Annotated in this window: 15 protein-coding genes; 7 read left to right on the forward strand and 8 right to left on the reverse strand. The window is 73.4% G+C overall.

What is annotated here, in order from left to right:
* Positions 1-19 precede the first annotated feature (19 nt).
* Both DMP15_RS22070 and DMP15_RS22075 read right to left on the reverse strand, forming a co-directional pair.
* Positions 20-1,258, reverse strand: coding sequence for an SRPBCC family protein (locus DMP15_RS22070; RefSeq protein ID WP_073578108.1), 1,239 nt, complete (start codon positions 1,256-1,258; stop codon positions 20-22).
* Positions 1,251-2,153, reverse strand: coding sequence for a hypothetical protein (locus DMP15_RS22075; RefSeq protein ID WP_337826397.1), 903 nt, complete (start codon positions 2,151-2,153; stop codon positions 1,251-1,253). Before DMP15_RS22075 ends, DMP15_RS22070 begins: the two co-directional genes overlap by 8 nt.
* 482 nt (positions 2,154-2,635) lie before the next feature.
* Here DMP15_RS22075 and DMP15_RS22080 point away from each other — a divergent pair, with 482 nt between their 5' ends.
* The 3 genes from DMP15_RS22080 (at position 2,636) to DMP15_RS22090 (ending at position 4,331) form a co-directional block, all read left to right on the forward strand.
* A complete protein-coding gene (locus DMP15_RS22080; RefSeq protein WP_083659078.1) occupies positions 2,636-3,496 on the forward strand; it encodes a helix-turn-helix domain-containing protein in 861 nt (286 codons plus the stop codon).
* Between the two features lie 124 nt (positions 3,497-3,620).
* Entirely contained in the window at positions 3,621-3,866 is a 246-nt protein-coding gene (locus DMP15_RS22085) for a VOC family protein (RefSeq protein ID WP_139283013.1), read from the forward strand.
* A 3-nt stretch (positions 3,867-3,869) separates the two neighbouring features.
* Entirely contained in the window at positions 3,870-4,331 is a 462-nt protein-coding gene (locus DMP15_RS22090) for a tRNA (cytidine(34)-2'-O)-methyltransferase (RefSeq protein WP_073578110.1), read from the forward strand.
* Between the two features lie 157 nt (positions 4,332-4,488).
* On the opposite strand, the gene DMP15_RS22095 is transcribed toward DMP15_RS22090, so the two are convergent.
* From DMP15_RS22095 to DMP15_RS22115, 5 genes are all read right to left on the reverse strand, one after another.
* Entirely contained in the window at positions 4,489-5,403 is a 915-nt protein-coding gene (locus tag DMP15_RS22095; RefSeq protein ID WP_083659079.1) for a YceI family protein, read from the reverse strand.
* A gap of 133 nt (positions 5,404-5,536) precedes the next feature.
* Positions 5,537-8,128 carry an FtsK/SpoIIIE family DNA translocase gene (locus tag DMP15_RS22100; protein WP_337826398.1) on the reverse strand — a complete coding sequence of 864 codons (2,592 nt, stop codon included), beginning with the start codon at positions 8,126-8,128 and terminating at the stop codon, positions 5,537-5,539.
* 79 nt (positions 8,129-8,207) lie between these two features.
* The gene (locus DMP15_RS22105) at positions 8,208-9,896 is read right to left on the reverse strand and encodes a ribonuclease J (protein ID WP_073578270.1); all 1,689 of its coding nucleotides are present in this window, start codon (positions 9,894-9,896) and stop codon (positions 8,208-8,210) included.
* A gap of 147 nt (positions 9,897-10,043) precedes the next feature.
* Positions 10,044-11,075 (reverse strand): 4-hydroxy-tetrahydrodipicolinate synthase, encoded by a 1,032-nt coding sequence (dapA, locus tag DMP15_RS22110; protein ID WP_073578112.1) that lies wholly within the window; start codon positions 11,073-11,075, stop codon positions 10,044-10,046.
* Between the two features lie 38 nt (positions 11,076-11,113).
* The gene (locus DMP15_RS22115) at positions 11,114-11,740 is read right to left on the reverse strand and encodes a TIGR03085 family metal-binding protein (protein ID WP_062401167.1); all 627 of its coding nucleotides are present in this window, start codon (positions 11,738-11,740) and stop codon (positions 11,114-11,116) included.
* 166 nt (positions 11,741-11,906) lie between these two features.
* Here DMP15_RS22115 and DMP15_RS22120 point away from each other — a divergent pair, with 166 nt between their 5' ends.
* Positions 11,907-13,220, forward strand: coding sequence for an MFS transporter (locus DMP15_RS22120; protein ID WP_083659080.1), 1,314 nt, complete (start codon positions 11,907-11,909; stop codon positions 13,218-13,220).
* Between the two features lie 190 nt (positions 13,221-13,410).
* A complete protein-coding gene (locus tag DMP15_RS22125) occupies positions 13,411-14,154 on the forward strand; it encodes a Crp/Fnr family transcriptional regulator (protein ID WP_073578113.1) in 744 nt (247 codons plus the stop codon).
* 39 nt (positions 14,155-14,193) lie between these two features.
* Here DMP15_RS22125 and thyX read toward each other — a convergent pair whose 3' ends face one another.
* A complete protein-coding gene (gene thyX, locus DMP15_RS22130; protein WP_062401161.1) occupies positions 14,194-14,958 on the reverse strand; it encodes an FAD-dependent thymidylate synthase in 765 nt (254 codons plus the stop codon).
* A 151-nt stretch (positions 14,959-15,109) separates the two neighbouring features.
* Between thyX and DMP15_RS22135 the strand changes: the two genes are divergently transcribed.
* Complete coding sequence (locus DMP15_RS22135; RefSeq protein WP_073578114.1) at positions 15,110-15,682, forward strand: toxin-antitoxin system HicB family antitoxin; 573 nt, start codon at positions 15,110-15,112, stop codon at positions 15,680-15,682.
* On the forward strand, positions 15,679-16,881 hold the full coding sequence (locus DMP15_RS22140) for a DUF4097 family beta strand repeat-containing protein (RefSeq protein WP_083659081.1): 1,203 nt from the start codon (positions 15,679-15,681) through the stop codon (positions 16,879-16,881). The genes DMP15_RS22135 and DMP15_RS22140 overlap by 4 nt, the downstream gene beginning before the upstream one ends.
* Positions 16,882-16,906 lie beyond the last annotated feature (25 nt).

Here is a 16,906-nt window from a genome sequence, read left to right on the forward strand (position 1 = left end):
TCGCAGGTGCCGGGCCGGGTCAGCCACGCGAGCCCGCCGTGCGACGGCGACGGCTCCCGGCCCGTCGGCCGCCGTCCTCCTCCGGCTCGGGCTCCCCGGCCTCGGCGTCCTCCGGCTCGGCGTCGTCGTACTCGGCGTCGTCGTACTCCGGGTCGGGCTCGTCGGCCGGTTCCTCGTCCGCGGCCTCGGCGTCGGCGTCGGTGTCGAGGCCGTCCTCGTCGAGGTCCTCCTCCGCGTAGTCGTCGTCCTCGGCCGGTTCCTCCTCGGCGAGGTCGTCCTCCTCCGCGAGGTCGTCCTCGTCGAGGTCGTCCTCGTCGTACTCGGCGTCCTCGTAGTCGTCGTCGTACTCGTCGTCCTCGTCGTCGTACTCGGCCTCGCGCTCCTCCTCGAGCCCCTCCTCGTGGGTCTTGACGACCTCGCTGTCGCGGATCTCCCCGCGCCAGCCCTCCAGCTCCTCGCGATTGAGCAGGGTCTCGACCATCACGTGCCGGCCGTAGTGCTTGAACTCCAACCGGGCCCGGCGGCCGACGGCGCGCCAGATGTTGCCGGTCTTCTCGAACAGGCCGACCGGGTAGTACTCGAGGATCAGCACGACGCGGGTCAGGTTCGGCGCGAGTTCGTGGAACGACACGCACCCGTTGGCATAGCCCTTGGCACCCTGCGAACGCCAGATGATGTGGGTGTCCGGAATCTGCTCGATGATCGTCGCGCTCCAGGTGCGCTTCGACCAGAACACCTGGGCCTTCCAGTTCGTCTTCTCGTCGGACTCCTGGTCGACCGACTGCACCTTCTTCATGAAGGTCGAGAAGTCCGCGAACTGCGTCCACTGGTCGTAGGCGACCCGCACCGGGACACCGACGTCGAGGTGCTCGACGATGTTCATGAACTTGAACTTGCCGCGGCCCCCGCCGGAACCACCGCCGCCGGCGCCGCCCTCGGAGTCCTCGGAGTCCTCGTCGCCGCCGAGCCCGACGGCCCCCATCACCTTGTCCTTGACGGCCGAGAACCCGCCCTTCACCGCGTTCGTCACCGGATTGCCCCCCTCCTCCGAGCCACCCCCGCCGAGAGCCGCGCCCAGACCGGTCCCGCCGTTCTCGGCGACGCCCGTCAGCCGCTCGGTGAGTCCCTCCACCTGGTTCATCGCGGCGCCGACCGCACGGTCGGCGGCGGCCTTCAACAGCAGCTGCCCGGCCTGTTTGAGGCGGTCGGTGGGCAGCTGGTCCAGCACCGAGGTGCTGCCGTTCTGCTCCTCAGCCATCGGCCCGCGCCTCCGCCTTCCTCGTCGCACGCCCGCCCGAGCGCGGCGCCCGGCCGTTGCGCGAGCCGCCCTTGCCCGACGAGTCCGAGGACGAGGAGGACGACGACTCGGAGCTGCGGCCCGAGGAGGACCGCGCGGTCCGCCGGGCCGGGGCCGCGCGGCCCTCGGAGTCGGAGTCCGCGCCGTCCGATGACGACCGGCTCGACGATCCCGCACGTCCCGACGACGATCCCGAGCCCGATGACCGTCCGGGCCGCCGGCGCGGGGGGTCCTCGGAGTCGGCGTCGGCCGACCGCGGACGGCGCGCCTTCGACGTGGTGCCCGCGACCGCCCGGCCCGCTCCCCGCGTCGCCGACCCGGCCGCGCGGGTGGCGCTCTTCGCGGCCCGGCCGACCACCGGAGCCTCCCCGGCGGCGTCGCCGGCGGCGTCGGTCGTGTCCCCGACGGCGTCGGTCGCGCGCTCCGTGGTGTCCCCGGTGCCGCCGGCGGCAGCACCGGCGCCCTCGACGGCCGCACCGGCCGCGTCACCGGTCTTCTCCACGCCCGCCCCGGCGGCGTCACCGGCGGCGCCGGCGACCTGCTCGACCGGCTTGCCGAGATTCTCGACCCGCTCGACGAGCGAGCTGGTCAGCGCCTCGAGCCGGTTGCCGGCCGCGGACACCGCGGCCTGTTTACCCGCCTCGAACAGTCGGCCACGCACGGCGTCGGACAGCCGGGTCAGCTCCGGCGACCCCGCCACCACCTTGGACGCCTGCGACACGATTCCGGCAGGCGTCAGATTCAGTTTCCGCCCGGCGAGCGCACCCCCGAGCATGATCGCCAGCTTGGCCTTCTTCGTTCTTCCCAGCACATAGCCGCCGACGACGGCCATTCCGATCTTGGAGGCGTTGCTCATGACCCCGTCCCTCTCCATTGAGCGATTACCGGACAGCACTCCGGAACGCCCCGCGTTCCCCACACCGAATCGGAACCATGACACACCACGAACCGATCTGCCCCCCCCGACGAATACGGATCGGCAGATCGTGCAATTCCGATCTTGCGCATCCGGTGACCATTCGATCACCACGGTGATCGAATGGACGTGGGACCGATTAAGGAAATGTTTCATCCGAACGGAGCGATTGGGCGACGACCGCTCTAAGATCCATTCTGTGAAAGGGCCTGTCCGCTACGGCGGACGGCCGGGTGCGACAACCGCTCACTTTTCGACCCCGCGGCCGTTCTCAGGATCGCCGGGCACCCCCGGTGGACCCCGTCGACCGTTCGACGAACGACCACGGAACACCTGGCGGCGCGGGCGCGTCCGGGCGTCGCCGACGACCGTCCGTTCCGGACTCCCGGCCGCCCCGTCCCGGCGGCGCTACCCTGGCCCGCATGTCCGACGGGGCCCGCCGCTGGCGTACCTCCGCCCGTCTGCGCCCGCTCGTGTCCGGGATCTGGTGCTGGTCCTCCCCCGCGGGCCCGGCGGGGACGCACCAGGGCGTGTCGAGCGCCCACCTGACCGTCGTGCTCTGCCTGGACGGTGCGGTCGACCTGCTCGCCGCCCCGGATCCGCGACGCGGCCCGGGCCGGTTCACCGCCTCGGCTGCCGGCCTGCACGCCGCACCCGCGGTGCTCGCGACCGGCACCCGGCAGGCCGGGATGCAGCTGGAGATGACCTGGCGCGGCGCCCGCACGCTGCTCGGGCTGCCCGCCGGCGAGCTGGCCGGCGACGTGGTCGACCTCGCACTGCTCCTCCCCGGCCTGGACACCCTGCTGGACCGGCTGCGCGCCGAGCCGGGGTGGGCGGGGCGCTGCGCACTGCTCGACACCGCACTGTGCGCCGTCGCCGAGGCCCGGGACCGTCCGGGCGACCCGCCGCCGGAGGTGGTGCGCGCCTGGGAGCTGCTGGCCCGCAGCGGCGGGACCGCGCGCGTCGCGGACGTCGCCGGGGAGGTCGGCTGGTCGCAGCGCCACCTCGGTGAGCGGCTACGACGCGAGACCGGGCTCGCGACGAAGGCCGCGGCACGGGTCATCCGGTTCGAGCGGACGTGCACGCTGCTGCGCCGCCCGTCGGCTCCCCCGCTCGCCGAGCTGGCCGCGATCTGCGGCTACGCCGACCAGCAGCACCTGGCCCGCGACTTCCGCGACCTCGCGGGCACCACCGCGCTCACCTGGCGGGCCGAGCGGGTCCGCCCGGCGGCTCCGATTCGTCCACGACCGCGGCGCCCGTCCCCGGCACCCTCGCCCCCATGAGCGACTGGCCCAGTCTGTCCAGCCCCGGCCCGCTCGTCCTGTCACGTTCCTGACCTCGGCACCGGACTTCACCGAGCGCGCCGTCCACACCGGTGACGACGGCGCGATCGTCCACGCCGAGCTGGTGCGCACCGGGGCCACCGGTGCCCCCGCCGCCGTGCTGCTCGGCCCCGCCCACGACGGGTGCCGCCCACCCGGCGGCGCGGCCGTCCACCTCGTCTGCGACGACCCGGACCCCCTGTTCGCCCGCGCCGTCGCGGGCGGTGCCACCGTCGTGCACGCGCCCTTCGACGCCGACGACGGCAGCCGCCTGTTCGCAGTCGCCGACCCGGACGGCAACCACTGGAGCGGGGGCACCTGGTACGAGTAGCGCGTGGTCCGCCTCGCCCTGCACACCCCGGAGATACCGCCCAACACCGGCAACGCGATCCGGCTCGCCGCGAACACCGGCGCCGAGCTGCACCTGGTCCGGCCGCTCGGCTTCTCCCTCGACGAGCGCTCGGTACGCCGGGCCGGGCTCGACTACGCCGACCTCGCCGAGGTCGTCGTGCACGACGACACGGCCGCGTTCGCCGGCTGGGTGCGCGCCGCGGGGGCACGGGTGTTCGCGTTCGTGCCGGGCGCGCCGGTCCGCTACACCGACGTCGCCTATTCCGACGAGGACGTGCTGCTGTTCGGCCGCGAGTCGACCGGGCTGCCGCCGGAGGTGGCGGGCGCGGACTGGGTGACGGGCACGGTGGCACTGCCCATGCGGTCGTCGAACCGCTCGCTGAACCTGGCCAACGCCGCCGCCGTCGCCGTCTACGAGGCGTGGCGGCAGCAGGGGTTCAGCTGATCCCGTCGAGGAACCGGGCGATCCCGGTGTCGAGGATCCGCAGCAGGTCGTAAGGCGGGTCCCCGATCCGTCGCCGCGGCCGCTCCCGGGCTCGCCGAGCACCGGGCCGCGACCGCCGCGACGGCCCTCACGCTCCCGGGGTACCGAGCACCGGAGGTCAGGACTGCCGGATCGCCTGCACGTCGAGCTGGATCTGGATCGTCGACCCGACCACGGGCAGGCCCTTGGCGATGGTCTGCTGCCAGTTGAGCGTGTAGTGCTCGCGGTGCAGCTGGGTGGTGGCGACCGCGCCGACCCGGTCACCGTTCCACTCCGCGGCGCCCAGGAACGTGGTGTCCAGCGAGACGTCGCTGGTGAGGCCGTGCAGCGTGAGGTCGCCGTCCACGGTCCACCGGTTCCCGCCGTGCGCGACGAAGCGCACGCTGGAGAAGCGGAGCTCGGGGAAGCGCTCGACGTCGAGGAAGTCGGCCGAGCGCAGGTGGGTGTCCCGGGCGGGGACGTTGGTGTCGACACTCGCCGCGTCGATCACGACGTCGACCGAGGACTCCTCGAACGGCTCGGCGATCCGGATCTGGCCCTGGAACCGGTTGAACCGGCCGTACACCTTGGACATGCCGATGTGCCGGGCGACGAAGCGCACCGAGCTGTGGTCGCCGTCGATCACGAAGACGCCGGGGCGCGGCGGGCGCAGCGCCGGGTCCTCGCCGAGGACGATGTGGCCCATGTCGGCGTGCTCGCCCCAGGACACCTCGACGACGTCGGTGACCTGCTGGTAGCCGCCCGCCTCGACGCGCACCCGGTACCGGCCGGGCATCAGCGACGCGGCGAACCGGCCGAACGGGTCGGTCTCGACGTACACCGCACGCCGGTCGGCGGGGTCCATCACGGACACCTCGGTACCGGCCAGGGCACCGCCCTGCTGGTCGCGGACCTGGCCGGACAGCACTCCGCCGGTCAGCGGAATCGGGACGAGCGCGTGCCGGTCGGTGGTGCCCCGCGCCGGGCGACGACGGTCCTTCTTCCTCCAGAACACCAGCCAGAACCTCCCCTGCCCGGCGACGACGGGCAGCACGACGTACGGTCGCCGGCCGGCGACCCCTGGTCACTCTGGCACGAACGTGACCGTTCCGTTAACCCGTCGGCCCGAAAAGTCGATCACCGACGGTGTCGGGATCATCACCGCCCCGCAGCCGTCACCCGCGGCGTCACTCGTCGTCGTCGGCGATCTCGCCGCCGTCGGCGGTCCCGCCGCCGCGGATCAGGAGGAGAGCACCCTCCAGCTCGTCCGGCTTGACCAGCACGTCGCGGGCCTTCGAGCCCTCCGAGGGGCCGACGATGTTGCGGGTCTCGAGCAGGTCCATCAGCCGGCCCGCCTTCGCGAACCCGACCCGCAACTTGCGCTGCAGCATCGAGGTCGACCCGAACTGCGAGCTGACGATCAGCTCGGTGGCCTGCAGCAGCAGGTCGAGGTCGTCACCGATGTCGGCGTCGATCTCCTTCTTCTCGCCGGCCTTCTGCGCGGTGACGCCCTCGGTGTAGCTGGGCTCGGCCTGCTCCTTGGTGAACGCGACGACCTTGGAGATCTCGTCGTCGTCGACGAAGGCGCCCTGCATGCGGACCGGCTTGCCGGCGCCCATCGGCAGGTAGAGCGCGTCGCCCATGCCGATCAGCTTCTCCGCGCCCGGCTGGTCGAGGATGACCCGCGAGTCGGTCAGCGACGACGTCGCGAACGCCAGCCGGCTCGGGACGTTGGTCTTGATCAGACCGGTGACGACGTCCACCGACGGCCGCTGGGTCGCCAGGATCAGGTGGATCCCGGCCGCACGCGCCTTCTGTGTGATCCGGACGATCGCGTCCTCGACGTCGCGCGGCGCGGTCATCATGAGGTCGGCGAGCTCGTCGACGATGCACATGATGTACGGGTAGGGCCGGTACACCCGCTCGGACCCGGGCGGGGCGGTGATCTCCCCGGTGCGGACCTTGCGGTTGAAGTCGTCGACGTGGCGGACCCGGTTGGCCTGCATGTCCTGATAGCGCTGCTCCATCTCCTCCACCAGCCAGGCCAGCGCCGCGGCGGCCTTCTTCGGCTGGGTGATGATAGGCGTGATCAGGTGCGGGATGCCCTCGTAGGGCGTCAGCTCGACCATCTTCGGGTCGATGAGGATCATCCGGACCTCGTCCGGCGTGGCCCGCGTCAGCAGCGACACCAGCATCGAGTTGACGAAGCTGGACTTACCGGAACCGGTGGAGCCCGCGACCAGCAGGTGCGGCATCTTCGCCAGGTTCGCGACGAGGTAGTGGCCCTCGATGTCCTTGCCCAGCCCGATCCCCATCGGGTGCTGCTCGGCGCGGGCGTTGCCCGAGCGCAGCACGTCGCCGAGGCGGACCATCTCGCGGTCGGTGTTGGGGACCTCGATGCCGACCGCAGACTTGCCGGGGATCGGCGCGAGCAGCCGCACGTTGTCGTTGGCGACGGCGTAGGCGAGATTGCGCTGCAGCTGGGTGATCTTCTCGACCTTCACCGCCGGGCCGAGCTCGATCTCGTAGCGGGTGACCGTCGGGCCACGGGTGAAGCCGGTGACCTGGGCGTCGACGTTGAACTGGTCGAGGACCCCGGTGATCGCCTCGATCATCGCGTCGTTGGCGGAGCTGCGGGACTTCGGCGGCGGCCCGGCCTCCAGGGTGTCCGCCGGCGGCAGGATGTACTCGGTGTCGGACTGCGGCTCGCGGATCGCCATCGAGAGCTGCTCCCCCTCGAGCGGCTCGTCCGCGACCTGCGGCGTCTCGACGACGGGCTTGCGCGGCTTCGTCGCCGGCGGTGCGGCCGCGGCGGGGACGGCGGCGGGCACCTCCTCGTCCGGGACGCCGGGCAGCGACGGGTCCACCGGGGCCGGGGCGTGCTCGCCGTCCTCCGTCCGGAACGCGTCGGCTTCCGCGGCCCCCTGCCTGCGCCGCGCCGGGCGCCGCTTCTTCGGGGCCTCCTCGGCATCCCCGGCCTGCCCGTCCCGCTCGGCGACGGCGTCGGCCACCGTGCGCGGGCGGCCCGCACCGGTGTCCTCCTCGTCGTCCTGCTCGGGCGGCAGCTGTCCGGTGAGCCTGCGGAAACGATCCGGCAGCTCCCGCACCGGGATGCCGGTGACCAGCAGGACCGAGTACAGCGTCAGGAGGACGAGAACGGGTACGGCCGTCCACAGGCTGAGCCCTGCCTTCAGTGGGGTCCCCGCGACGTAGCCGAGCGCGCCGCCCGCGGCGCGCCAGGCGTCGGGCTCGGCGGGTGCTCCGGCACCCAGGTGCACCAACCCGAGCACGCCGAGGGCGAGCAGCAGGCTGCCGGTCACGATCCGCGGCCGGGCCTCCGGGTGCCCCTCGGTGGTGACCAGCACGATGCCGATACCCAGCAGGATCGCCGGCAGCGCGACGCCGGCCTGGCCCATCACCGCCTGCACGAGGAAGGTGAACCAGTAGCCGACCGAGCCGCCCGCCTGCCACCACAGCCCGGCGGCGGCGATGACGGCGAGCACGAGCATGCCGAAGCCGATGCCGTCACGGCGGTGCGCGGGGTCGATCTCGCGGGTGCGCCCGACCGCGCGCCCGGAGGCGCGGACGGTCTTCGCCACGCCCCGGCCGACCGCGTCGATCCCGCGGTCGACCAGGTCCGGGCCCTGGCGCCGGGCCGGCGGCCTGCGGCCTGCCGACGGGCGCTTGCGGGCGGTGGACGCGCGCGAGCCGGACCGCCCCGAGCCGCGGCCCGCGGCCGCAGTCGTGGTGGTCCTGCCCGTACCCGTGCGTCCCGCCATGTCACACACGGTAGCCCGGTTCGGTGATCGAACCGGGGACCGACGCGGGTGTGGAGGGGTCGACGACCCCTCCACACACTCAGACGGCGATGACCGTGGGGACGATCATGGGGCGGCGGCGGTAGGTGTCCGACACCCAGCGGCCGACGACGCGCCGCACGCCCTGGGCGATCCGGTGCGGGTCGGTGACGCCCTCGTTCTCCAGCCGGGACAGCTCGTCCTCGACCAGCGACTGGGCGGCGTCGAGCGCCTTCGGGTCGTCGGAGAACCCGCGCCCGGAGAGCGTCGGACGCGACAGCGCACGGCCGGTCTTGTGGTCGATCGCCACGTTGATCGCGATGAAGCCGCCCTCGCCGAGCGCGATACGGTCGCCGAGAGTGGTCTCGCCCACGTCACCGACCGACAGCCCGTCGACGTAGACCTGCCCGACCTCGACCCGGCCGGTGATCGCCGCGCGGCCGTCGACGAGGTCCACGACCACGCCGTTCTCCGCGATGACCACCGACTCCTCGGGTACTCCCGTGCGACGCGCGAGCGCGGCGTTGGCCCGCAGGTGGCGCCACTCCCCGTGCACGGGCATGACGTTCGACGGGCGCACCGCGTTGTAGAGGAACAGCAGCTCGCCGGCCGGGGCGTGCCCGGAGACGTGCACCTTGGCGTTGCCCTGGTGCACGACGGTCGCGCCGAGCCGGGTCAGCCCGTTGATCACGCCGAACACGGCGGTCTCGTTGCCCGGGATCAGCGAGCTGGCCAGGATGATCGTGTCGTCCGGGCGGATCGTGATGCTGCGGTGGTCCCCGCGCGCCATCCGGGACAGCGCGGCGAGCGGCTCACCCTGCGATCCGGTGGAGACGAGCACGAGCTTCTCGTCGGGCAGGCGCATCGCCTCGTCGATGTCGACGAGCAGCCCGTCGGGGATGTTCAGCAGCGAGTGGTCGTCGGCCAGGCCCATGTTGCGGACCATCGAGCGCCCGGTCAGGCACACCTTGCGGCCGTGCGCGTGCGCGGCGTCGAGCACCTGCTGGACGCGGTGCACGTGGCTGGCGAAGCAGGCCAGGATGATCCGCGACGGCGCCCGGCGGACCAGGTCGGAGATGACCGGCCCGATGTCGGCCTCGGGGGTGACGAAGCCCGGCACCTCGGCGTTGGTGGAGTCGACCAGGAACAGGTCGACGCCCTCCTCGCCCAGCCGGGAGAACCCGCCCAGGTCGGTGAGCCGCCCGTCGAGCGGGAGCTGGTCGAGCTTGATGTCACCGGTGTGCAGCAGCAGCCCGGCGGGCGTGCGGATCGCGACGGCGACGGCGTCGGGGATCGAGTGGTTGACCGCGAAGTACTCGCAGTCCCACCCGCCGTGGGACACCCGGTCGCCCTCCTTGATCTCCTGCAGGTGCGGGGTCAGGCGGTGTTCCTTGCACTTGGCCGCGACCAGGGCGAGCGTGAACCGGGACCCGACGACGGGGATGTCCGGGCGCATGCGCAGCAGCCACGGCACGGCACCGATGTGGTCCTCGTGGCCGTGGGTCAGCACGAGCGCGTCGATGTCGTCGAGGCGGCCCTCGAGGGTCCGGAAGTCGGGCAGGATCAGGTCGATGCCCGGCTCGGAGTCGGACGGGAACAGCACGCCGCAGTCGACGACGAGCAGCCGGCCCTCGTACTCGAAGACGGTCATGTTGCGACCGACCTCGCCGATGCCGCCGAGCGCGTAGACGCGCAGGCCGCCCCGTGCGAGGGCGGGTGGCGGGGCGTCCGGGAGCTCCGGGCGCTCGATGTTCTCCGGCGGCGCGGAGAGCGTCCGGCCGGGCCGGTTGCGTCGGTCGTTGCGCTGGGGACTCACAGGGGTTCGTGCCTCACATGGGTTCGTGTTCTCTGGTTCGCGTTCTGGGGGCCCGCTCGGGTGCGGAGCCGGCGCACCTGCTCAGGTGCGGTGGTATGCGACCTCGGCGCCGACGTCGGCTGCGGTGCGTCCGCCCAGGGCGCCGTGGCCGGGCTGGTAGGTGGGGGCGTTCGGGCGGGCCTGCGGGTCCAGCGCCACCCCGGCGACGGCGAGGTCGCCGGCGATCGCCGCGACCTGGTCCTCGGTGGCGGGCGGCAGCGGCAGCCGGGTGTCGCCGACGTCGATGCCGCGCAGCCGCAGTGCCGTCTTGGCGAACACCGCGCCGCCGACCCGGCCCATCCCGCGGATCACCGGGAGCATCGCGTAGTGCAGCGCACGGGCCCGCTGGTGTTCACCGGCGTGGTAGGCGTCGATCATGGCGCGCAGCCGGTCGGCGACGACGTGGCCGATCACGCTGACGAAACCGACCGCCCCGACCGAGAGCCACGGCAGGTTCACCGGGTCGTCGCCGGAGTAGTAGGCCAGCGTGGTCGTGGCGAGCACCTCGGTGCCGACCCGCAGGTCGTTGCGTGCGTCCTTCACCGCGACGATGCGCGGGTTCTGCGCCAGGCGCTGGAAGGTGTCGACATCGATGCCGATCACGCTGCGCGGCGGGATGTCGTAGAGCATCACCGGCAGGTCGCCCGCGTCGGCGACGGCGGTGAAGTGGGCGAGCAGGCCCTCCTGCGGCGGCCGCGAGTAGTACGGCGTCACCACGAGCAGTCCGTGCGCACCGGCGCGCTCCGCGCTGCGGGCCAGCTCGATCGAGTGCGCGGTGTCGTAGGTGCCCGCCCCGGCGACGATCGTCGCCCGGTCCCCCACCGCCGACACGACGGCGCGGATCAGCTCCGACTTCTCGATGTCCGACGTCGTCGGTCCCTCACCGGTCGTGCCGTTGACGACCAGCCCGTCGTTACCGAGATCGACCAGGTGGTTCGCCAGCTCCTCGGCCTTCGCCAGGTCCAGCTCGCCGTCGGCGTCGAACGGCGTGACCATCGCGGTCAGCACCTCGCCGAACGGTCGGCGCGGCGGGTGCTGCTGCCCGCCGGGGGCGGGCTCGGGACCGGTGCTCATGACTGGTGACGGTACCGCCCGGGGCCGACGGATCCCGGTCACATCCCGGACGGGGCGCCGCGGTAGGCCTCCACGTCGGCGGGCAGACCGGTCACCTCGACCCGCGCGGCGTCCCGGCCGAAGGCGTGCAGCACGAGCTCGGCGGGCTCGCCGGTCACCGTGACCACGCCGAAACCGGTCGCGACGACCTGGGTCGCGCCCTCCGGGCGGGCCAGGACCACGCCGACCGGGCTGCGCCGGAACAGCAGCTTGGCCTGGGTGTGCAGCAGGTTCCACAGTTGTCCGTCGCGCTCCGGGTCGGACGGGCGGGGCTCCCAGCCGGGCTCCCCGCGGCGCAGATCCTCGTGGTGGACGAAGAACTCGGCGCCGTTGGCGATCTCGTCGACCTTGCCGACCTTGAACGGCGACCACGCGGGCGGGCCCTTGCGCAGGTCGTCGATCATGTTCGGCCAGGCCGCGGACGCGTAGCCGTCCATCGCCTTGTCGGTCATGCCCGACAGGGCGGGCACCACGATCCCCGCGGCGTTCCACGGCTGCCGCTCCCGCACCAGCAGGTGGGTGAGCAGGTCCCGGGCGTTCCAACCCTCGCACAACGTCGGGCGGTCGGGGCCCGAGCGTTCGAATTCGGCACACAGGGCGGCACGTTCGGCGGTGGCGAGGCTCACCGCCCCCAACCTAGTCCGGCCCGCCCCGGGCCGCACCGCGCGACGAACGGTCGACAAACGGCTGACGGAACGCAGGCCATCTGTAGCCGGTGATACAGATCTCACCTGTCCGTGTCCGGATACTCCGGTCCGTCCCACTACACGCTTCTCGACGGGGAGAACACACGTGACGAACGCTGCCACCACGCAGCCGCCGCGGTCGATGCGCCGGATCGCGCTCGCGAGCATGACCGGCACGGTCATCGAGTTCTACGACTTCTTCATCTACGGCACCGCCGCGGCCCTGGTGTTCAACAAGGTCTTCTTCCCCGAGCTCGGGGCGGCGGCCGGTACCGCGCTCGCCCTGGCCACCTTCGGCGTCGCGTTCGTCGCGCGCCCGTTCGGGTCGGTCCTGTTCGGCCACTTCGGCGACCGGCTCGGCCGCAAGGGCACGCTGGTCACCACGCTGCTGCTGATGGGCTTCTCGACGCTGGCCATCGGCCTGCTGCCCACCACCGGCACGATCGGCGTCCTCGCGCCGATCCTGCTCGTGGTGCTGCGCATCCTGCAGGGCCTCGCCGTCGGCGGCGAGTGGGCCGGTGCCACGCTGCTGACCGCGGAGAACGCGCCGACCAAGGCGCGGGGCAAGTACGCCCTGTTCCCGCAGCTGGGCCCGTCGGTCGCGTTCGCGCTGGCGTCGGCGACCTTCCTGGTCACCGCGCTGACCATGAGCAACGAGGCGTTCCTGGCCTGGGGCTGGCGCATCCCGTTCATCGGGTCGGTGCTGCTCGTGGCCGTCGGGCTCTACGTGCGGCTCGCGCTGGAGGAGACCGCGGGCTTCAAGAACAGCGGCCCGGTCTCGACGAAGCTCCCGATCACCGAGGTCTTCACCAGCCGTCCGGCCGCGGTGTTCCTCGGCGCCGGCTCGACGACCGCGGTCTTCGCCTTCTTCTACATCGGCGTCACCTACCTGACCAGCTACGGCACCCAGCAGCTGCAGCTGCCGCGGCCGTCGGTGCTGGCCATGGGCATCGTCGGCGGCATCGTCTTCGCGCTGACGACGATCGCCTCGGCGATCCTGTCCGACCGGGTCGGGCGCCGGAAGATGGTCGTCGGCGGCAACATCGCCTCGGTCGTCGCCGGGCTCGTCGCGTTCCCGATCATCGACATCGGCACGGTGTGGTCGTTCGGTCTCGGCCTGTCGCTGGTGCTCGGCGTCGTCGGCATCGCCTACGGCCCGATCGGCGCCCAGCTGCCGGAGCTGTTCCCGACCCGGTTCCGCTACACCGGCGCCGGGATCGCCTACAACCTCGCCGGCGTCTTCGGCGGCGGCGTGGTCCCGCTGTTCGCCGCGGCGCTGGCCGCGTCGTCTCTGGGCAGCCTCGGCATCGGCCTGCTGCTCTCGGCGGTCTCGCTGATCAGCCTGCTCTGCACGCTGGCCCTGCCGCGGACCGACGCGGACTCCCTCGCCGAGCAGGACGCACAGCTCGCGGCCGCCTGACCGGCCACCGGTGCGGCCCGTCCGGGCGGGCCGCACCGCACCCACCCGGTGCCGGCGGCCGCCGGCCGGCACCCCCGGACCCCGACGGCCCGGACGCACCCCTCGGCGTCCGGGCCGTCCCGCCTACCCGCAGGCGTCCCAGCCCGCTACCGTCCGGACGGACCATCGGCGACGGCCGGGAGGCGGGACCATGAGCAGCGGCGCGGCGCGGCGGCCCGACGGCACCGTGCGCGCGCTGCCCGATCCCGACCCCGACGACCACCCGGTCTCACCGTTCCTGACCGCCCCGTGGACGTCGCTGACCTCCCGGATCGCGCAGCTGGGCAACCCCCGCCACTACGCCCGCGGCGAGCACGTCTATACCCAGGGCCAGCTGTCGTCGCGGTTCCACCTCGTCGTGTCCGGGCGGGTGCGGATCTACCTGCACCGGCCCGACGGCTCGGAACGCTCCCTGGCCTACGCCGAGCCCGGCGCCAGCCTCGGCGAGGCGGCCTGCGTCGACGGACGGCCGCGCCACCTCGCCTCGGTCTGCACCCGGCCGTCGGAGATCGTCTCGGTGACCCGCGACGCGTTGCTGAGCGCCGCCCGCGAGGAGCCGGAACTGCTGCTCGAGATCACCCGACGGATCGCCTACAAGCAGCGCGTCATGCAGCTGCACGTGCTCATCGAGGGGCTGCCCGCCCGCGAGCGGATCATCCTGCTGCTCGGCCACCTGGTGGAGGCCTACGGCGAGATCGCGCTCGACGAGGTGGCCCGGCTGTCGATCCGCCCCGCCGTCGACGAGCTGGGGCTGCTCGTGGGGCTCACCCGGGTCACGACCAGCCGTGAGCTGTCCCGGCTGGTCGCGGAGGGCCTGCTGGAGAAGGAGGGACGCGGGTTCGTCGTGCGGGACCTGCCGGACCTGCGACGACGGGTGCACGCCGTCCTGGCCTGAGCCGGTGCTCGGCGCCGGTACCCGCTCGGTGAGCCTCGCTCAGCCCTCGGCCACCAGTGGGCTGGAGGCGATCTCGGTGCCGTCGGCGAGGGTCTGGATCTGGAAGTCCGCGAACACGTTCGGCACCTCGACCTGCAGCTGGCGCAGGCACTCGACGGCGAGGTTGCGGATCTCGACGTCGGCGGCCTCGGAGGCGCGCATCGCGATGAAGTGCCGCCACGCCCGGTAGTTCCCGGTGACGACGATCTTGGTCTCGGTGGCGTTCGGCAGCACCGACCGCGCGGCCTGGCGGGCCTGCTTGCGCCGCAGCGTGCCGTTCGGCACGTCGGCGAAGCGCGCCTCCAGACCCTCGAGGAGCTTCTCGTAGGACGCGAGCGCGTCGGCCGAGGCCTGCAGGAACAGCTCGTGCAGCTCCGGGTCCTGGGCGATGACGTCGGGCTCCACCATCGCGGCGTCACGCTCGGGGACGTAGCGCTGCGAGAGCTGGGAGTAGGAGAAGTGGCGGTGCCGGATCAGCTCGTGGGTCAGGGAGCGCGAGATACCGGTCAGGTAGAAGCTGACCGAGCCGTGCTCGAGGACCGAGAGATGCCCGACCTCGAGGATGTGGGCGATGTAGCCGGCGTTGGTCGCGGTGCGCGGGTTCGGCTTGGTCCACGACTGGTAGCAGGCGCGGCCGGCGAACTCGGCCAGCGCCTGGCCGCCGTCGGCGTCGGTGGACCACGGGACGTCCGCGGGCGGGGTGAACTCGGTCTTCGCGACGAGCTGCACGGTCAGCGGGACGGTCTTCGGCGCGGTCTCCGGCATGCCGCGAGGGTAACGACCGGCGTCTCCGGCACCCGCCGGGCCCCGCGCCCGCACCGACGGTGGCGGCCGCGGCACCCCCGGTGCGCTGCGACGTCGCCACCGACGCCACGAACGAGTGGCGTGATGTCAGGAGTGACGCCATAGTGGTGTCATGGACCTCACGCCGTATGTCGCGCAGCTGCGCGACGACCTCGCCGCCGCGGCGGCCGCGGGCGACGAGCAGACCCGCCGCACGGCGGCTCTGCTCGGCTCCGCGATCGAGCCCGCCGCCCGGCTCGCGATCATGAACGCCCTCTCCGACCTGGCCTCGGAGGCGACCGCCGCGCTCGGCGACCGCTCGGTCGAGGTCCGCCTGCACGGCCGGGAGGTGCGCGTGTCGGTGTCCGGGGGCGACCCGGAGCCGGGACACTCCGCCACCCCGGACCCGGCCCCGGCGAGCGAGGGGACCTCGCCGTTCGGCGGCTTCCCGTTCGGCGGCGGCGGCTCCGGTGGCCCGGCCTCCGGTGGCTCGCCGTTCTCCGGTGACGCCGGGGACATCAGCCGGGTCACCCTGCGCATCGTCGAGCAGATCAAGGCCCAGGCCGAGCGTGCCGCCCAGTCCCAGGGCGTCTCGCTCAACACCTGGGTGTCCCAGGCGGTGCAGGGGGCACTGGCCGGCGCGGAGGGACGCGCCGGCCGTCCGCACCGCGACGGGCGCAACCTGAGGGGATGGGTGCAGGGATGAGCGACGGACAGACGGGCCCCGGACCGGACGACGGCAGCGGTGACGCCACGCACGACGGCGACGCCCACACCGGCTCCCGGAGCCGCCCCACCGGGGAGAGCGGCGCCTCCACCGGCGCGAGTGGCGGCGACGGCGATGGCACCGGCCACACGCCGACCGGCGACACCGGCAGCGCGGGCACCGGCAGCACAGGCGGCGACAGCACAGGCGGCGGCCACGGCTCCACGGGCGGCGCCGGCACACCCTCCCGCAGCGAGCGGTTCGACTGCGCCGGCGCCGCCGAGATCGAGGTGACGACCGGCGCCGGCCGGGTCCGGATCGACCTGGTCGACGGGGCCGACGAGGTCCGCGCGGAGGTCACCGCCGACCGCAGCACCGCGCCGTGGTCCGGCGGCCTCGGCGGGCTGCTCGACTGGATCGGCAGCTCGATGACCGGCGGCTCCGGCGTGCCCCGGGCCGGGGCGGGCTGGTCCGGCCGCGGGTTCGACCCGATCGTCGGTGCCCCCTGGGAGGCCACCGGCGACCCGTCGGCGGACGCCGTCGACGCCGTCACCATCGAGTGGTCGGCCTCGTCGCGACGCCTGGTGGTCCGCGGGGCGGACGACCCGGCCCTCGGCGCGGTGCCGCTCGTGGTCACCGTCTCCGCCCCCGCCGGGTCGCGGCCCGCGGTACGGACCGGCGCGGCCTCGGTCGAGCTGACCGGCCGGGCGTCCTGGGCCGCGGTGCGGACCGGGTCCGGCGCGGCCCGCGTGGCCCAGGTGCACGGCGACGCCGACGTCACCACCGGCTCGGGGTCGATCGACCTGGGCACGTGCTCGGGCCGGGCGCATCTGCGTGCCGGCTCCGGCGGCGTCGAGGCCGGGTCGCTCGGCGGCGCGTCGCGCATCCGGACCGGCAGCGGCGACGTCCGCGTCGGCGAGCTCACCGCGGACCTCGAGGTGCGCTCGGGGTCGGGGGACGTCGTCGTCGCCGACGCGGTCTCCGGTGACGTCCGGCTCGGCACCGGGTCGGGGTCGGTCCGGGTCGGGGTGCACTCCGGTGTGGCCGCCGAGCTGGACCTGTCGACCGGGTCGGGCCGCGCCCGATCCGAGCTCGACGTCCGCCACGACACCCCGTCCACGGCGCCCGCGGTGCGGCTGTCCGGACGCACCGGCAGCGGCGACGTACTCGTGACCCGGGCGTCGGCCGGCGCGGTCTGACCCTGCGACCGGTACCTCGTTCATC

It is taken from the genome of Pseudonocardia sp. UM4_GMWB1, from assembly GCF_017312155.1.
Lineage (GTDB): Bacteria > Actinomycetota > Actinomycetes > Mycobacteriales > Pseudonocardiaceae > Pseudonocardia > Pseudonocardia alni.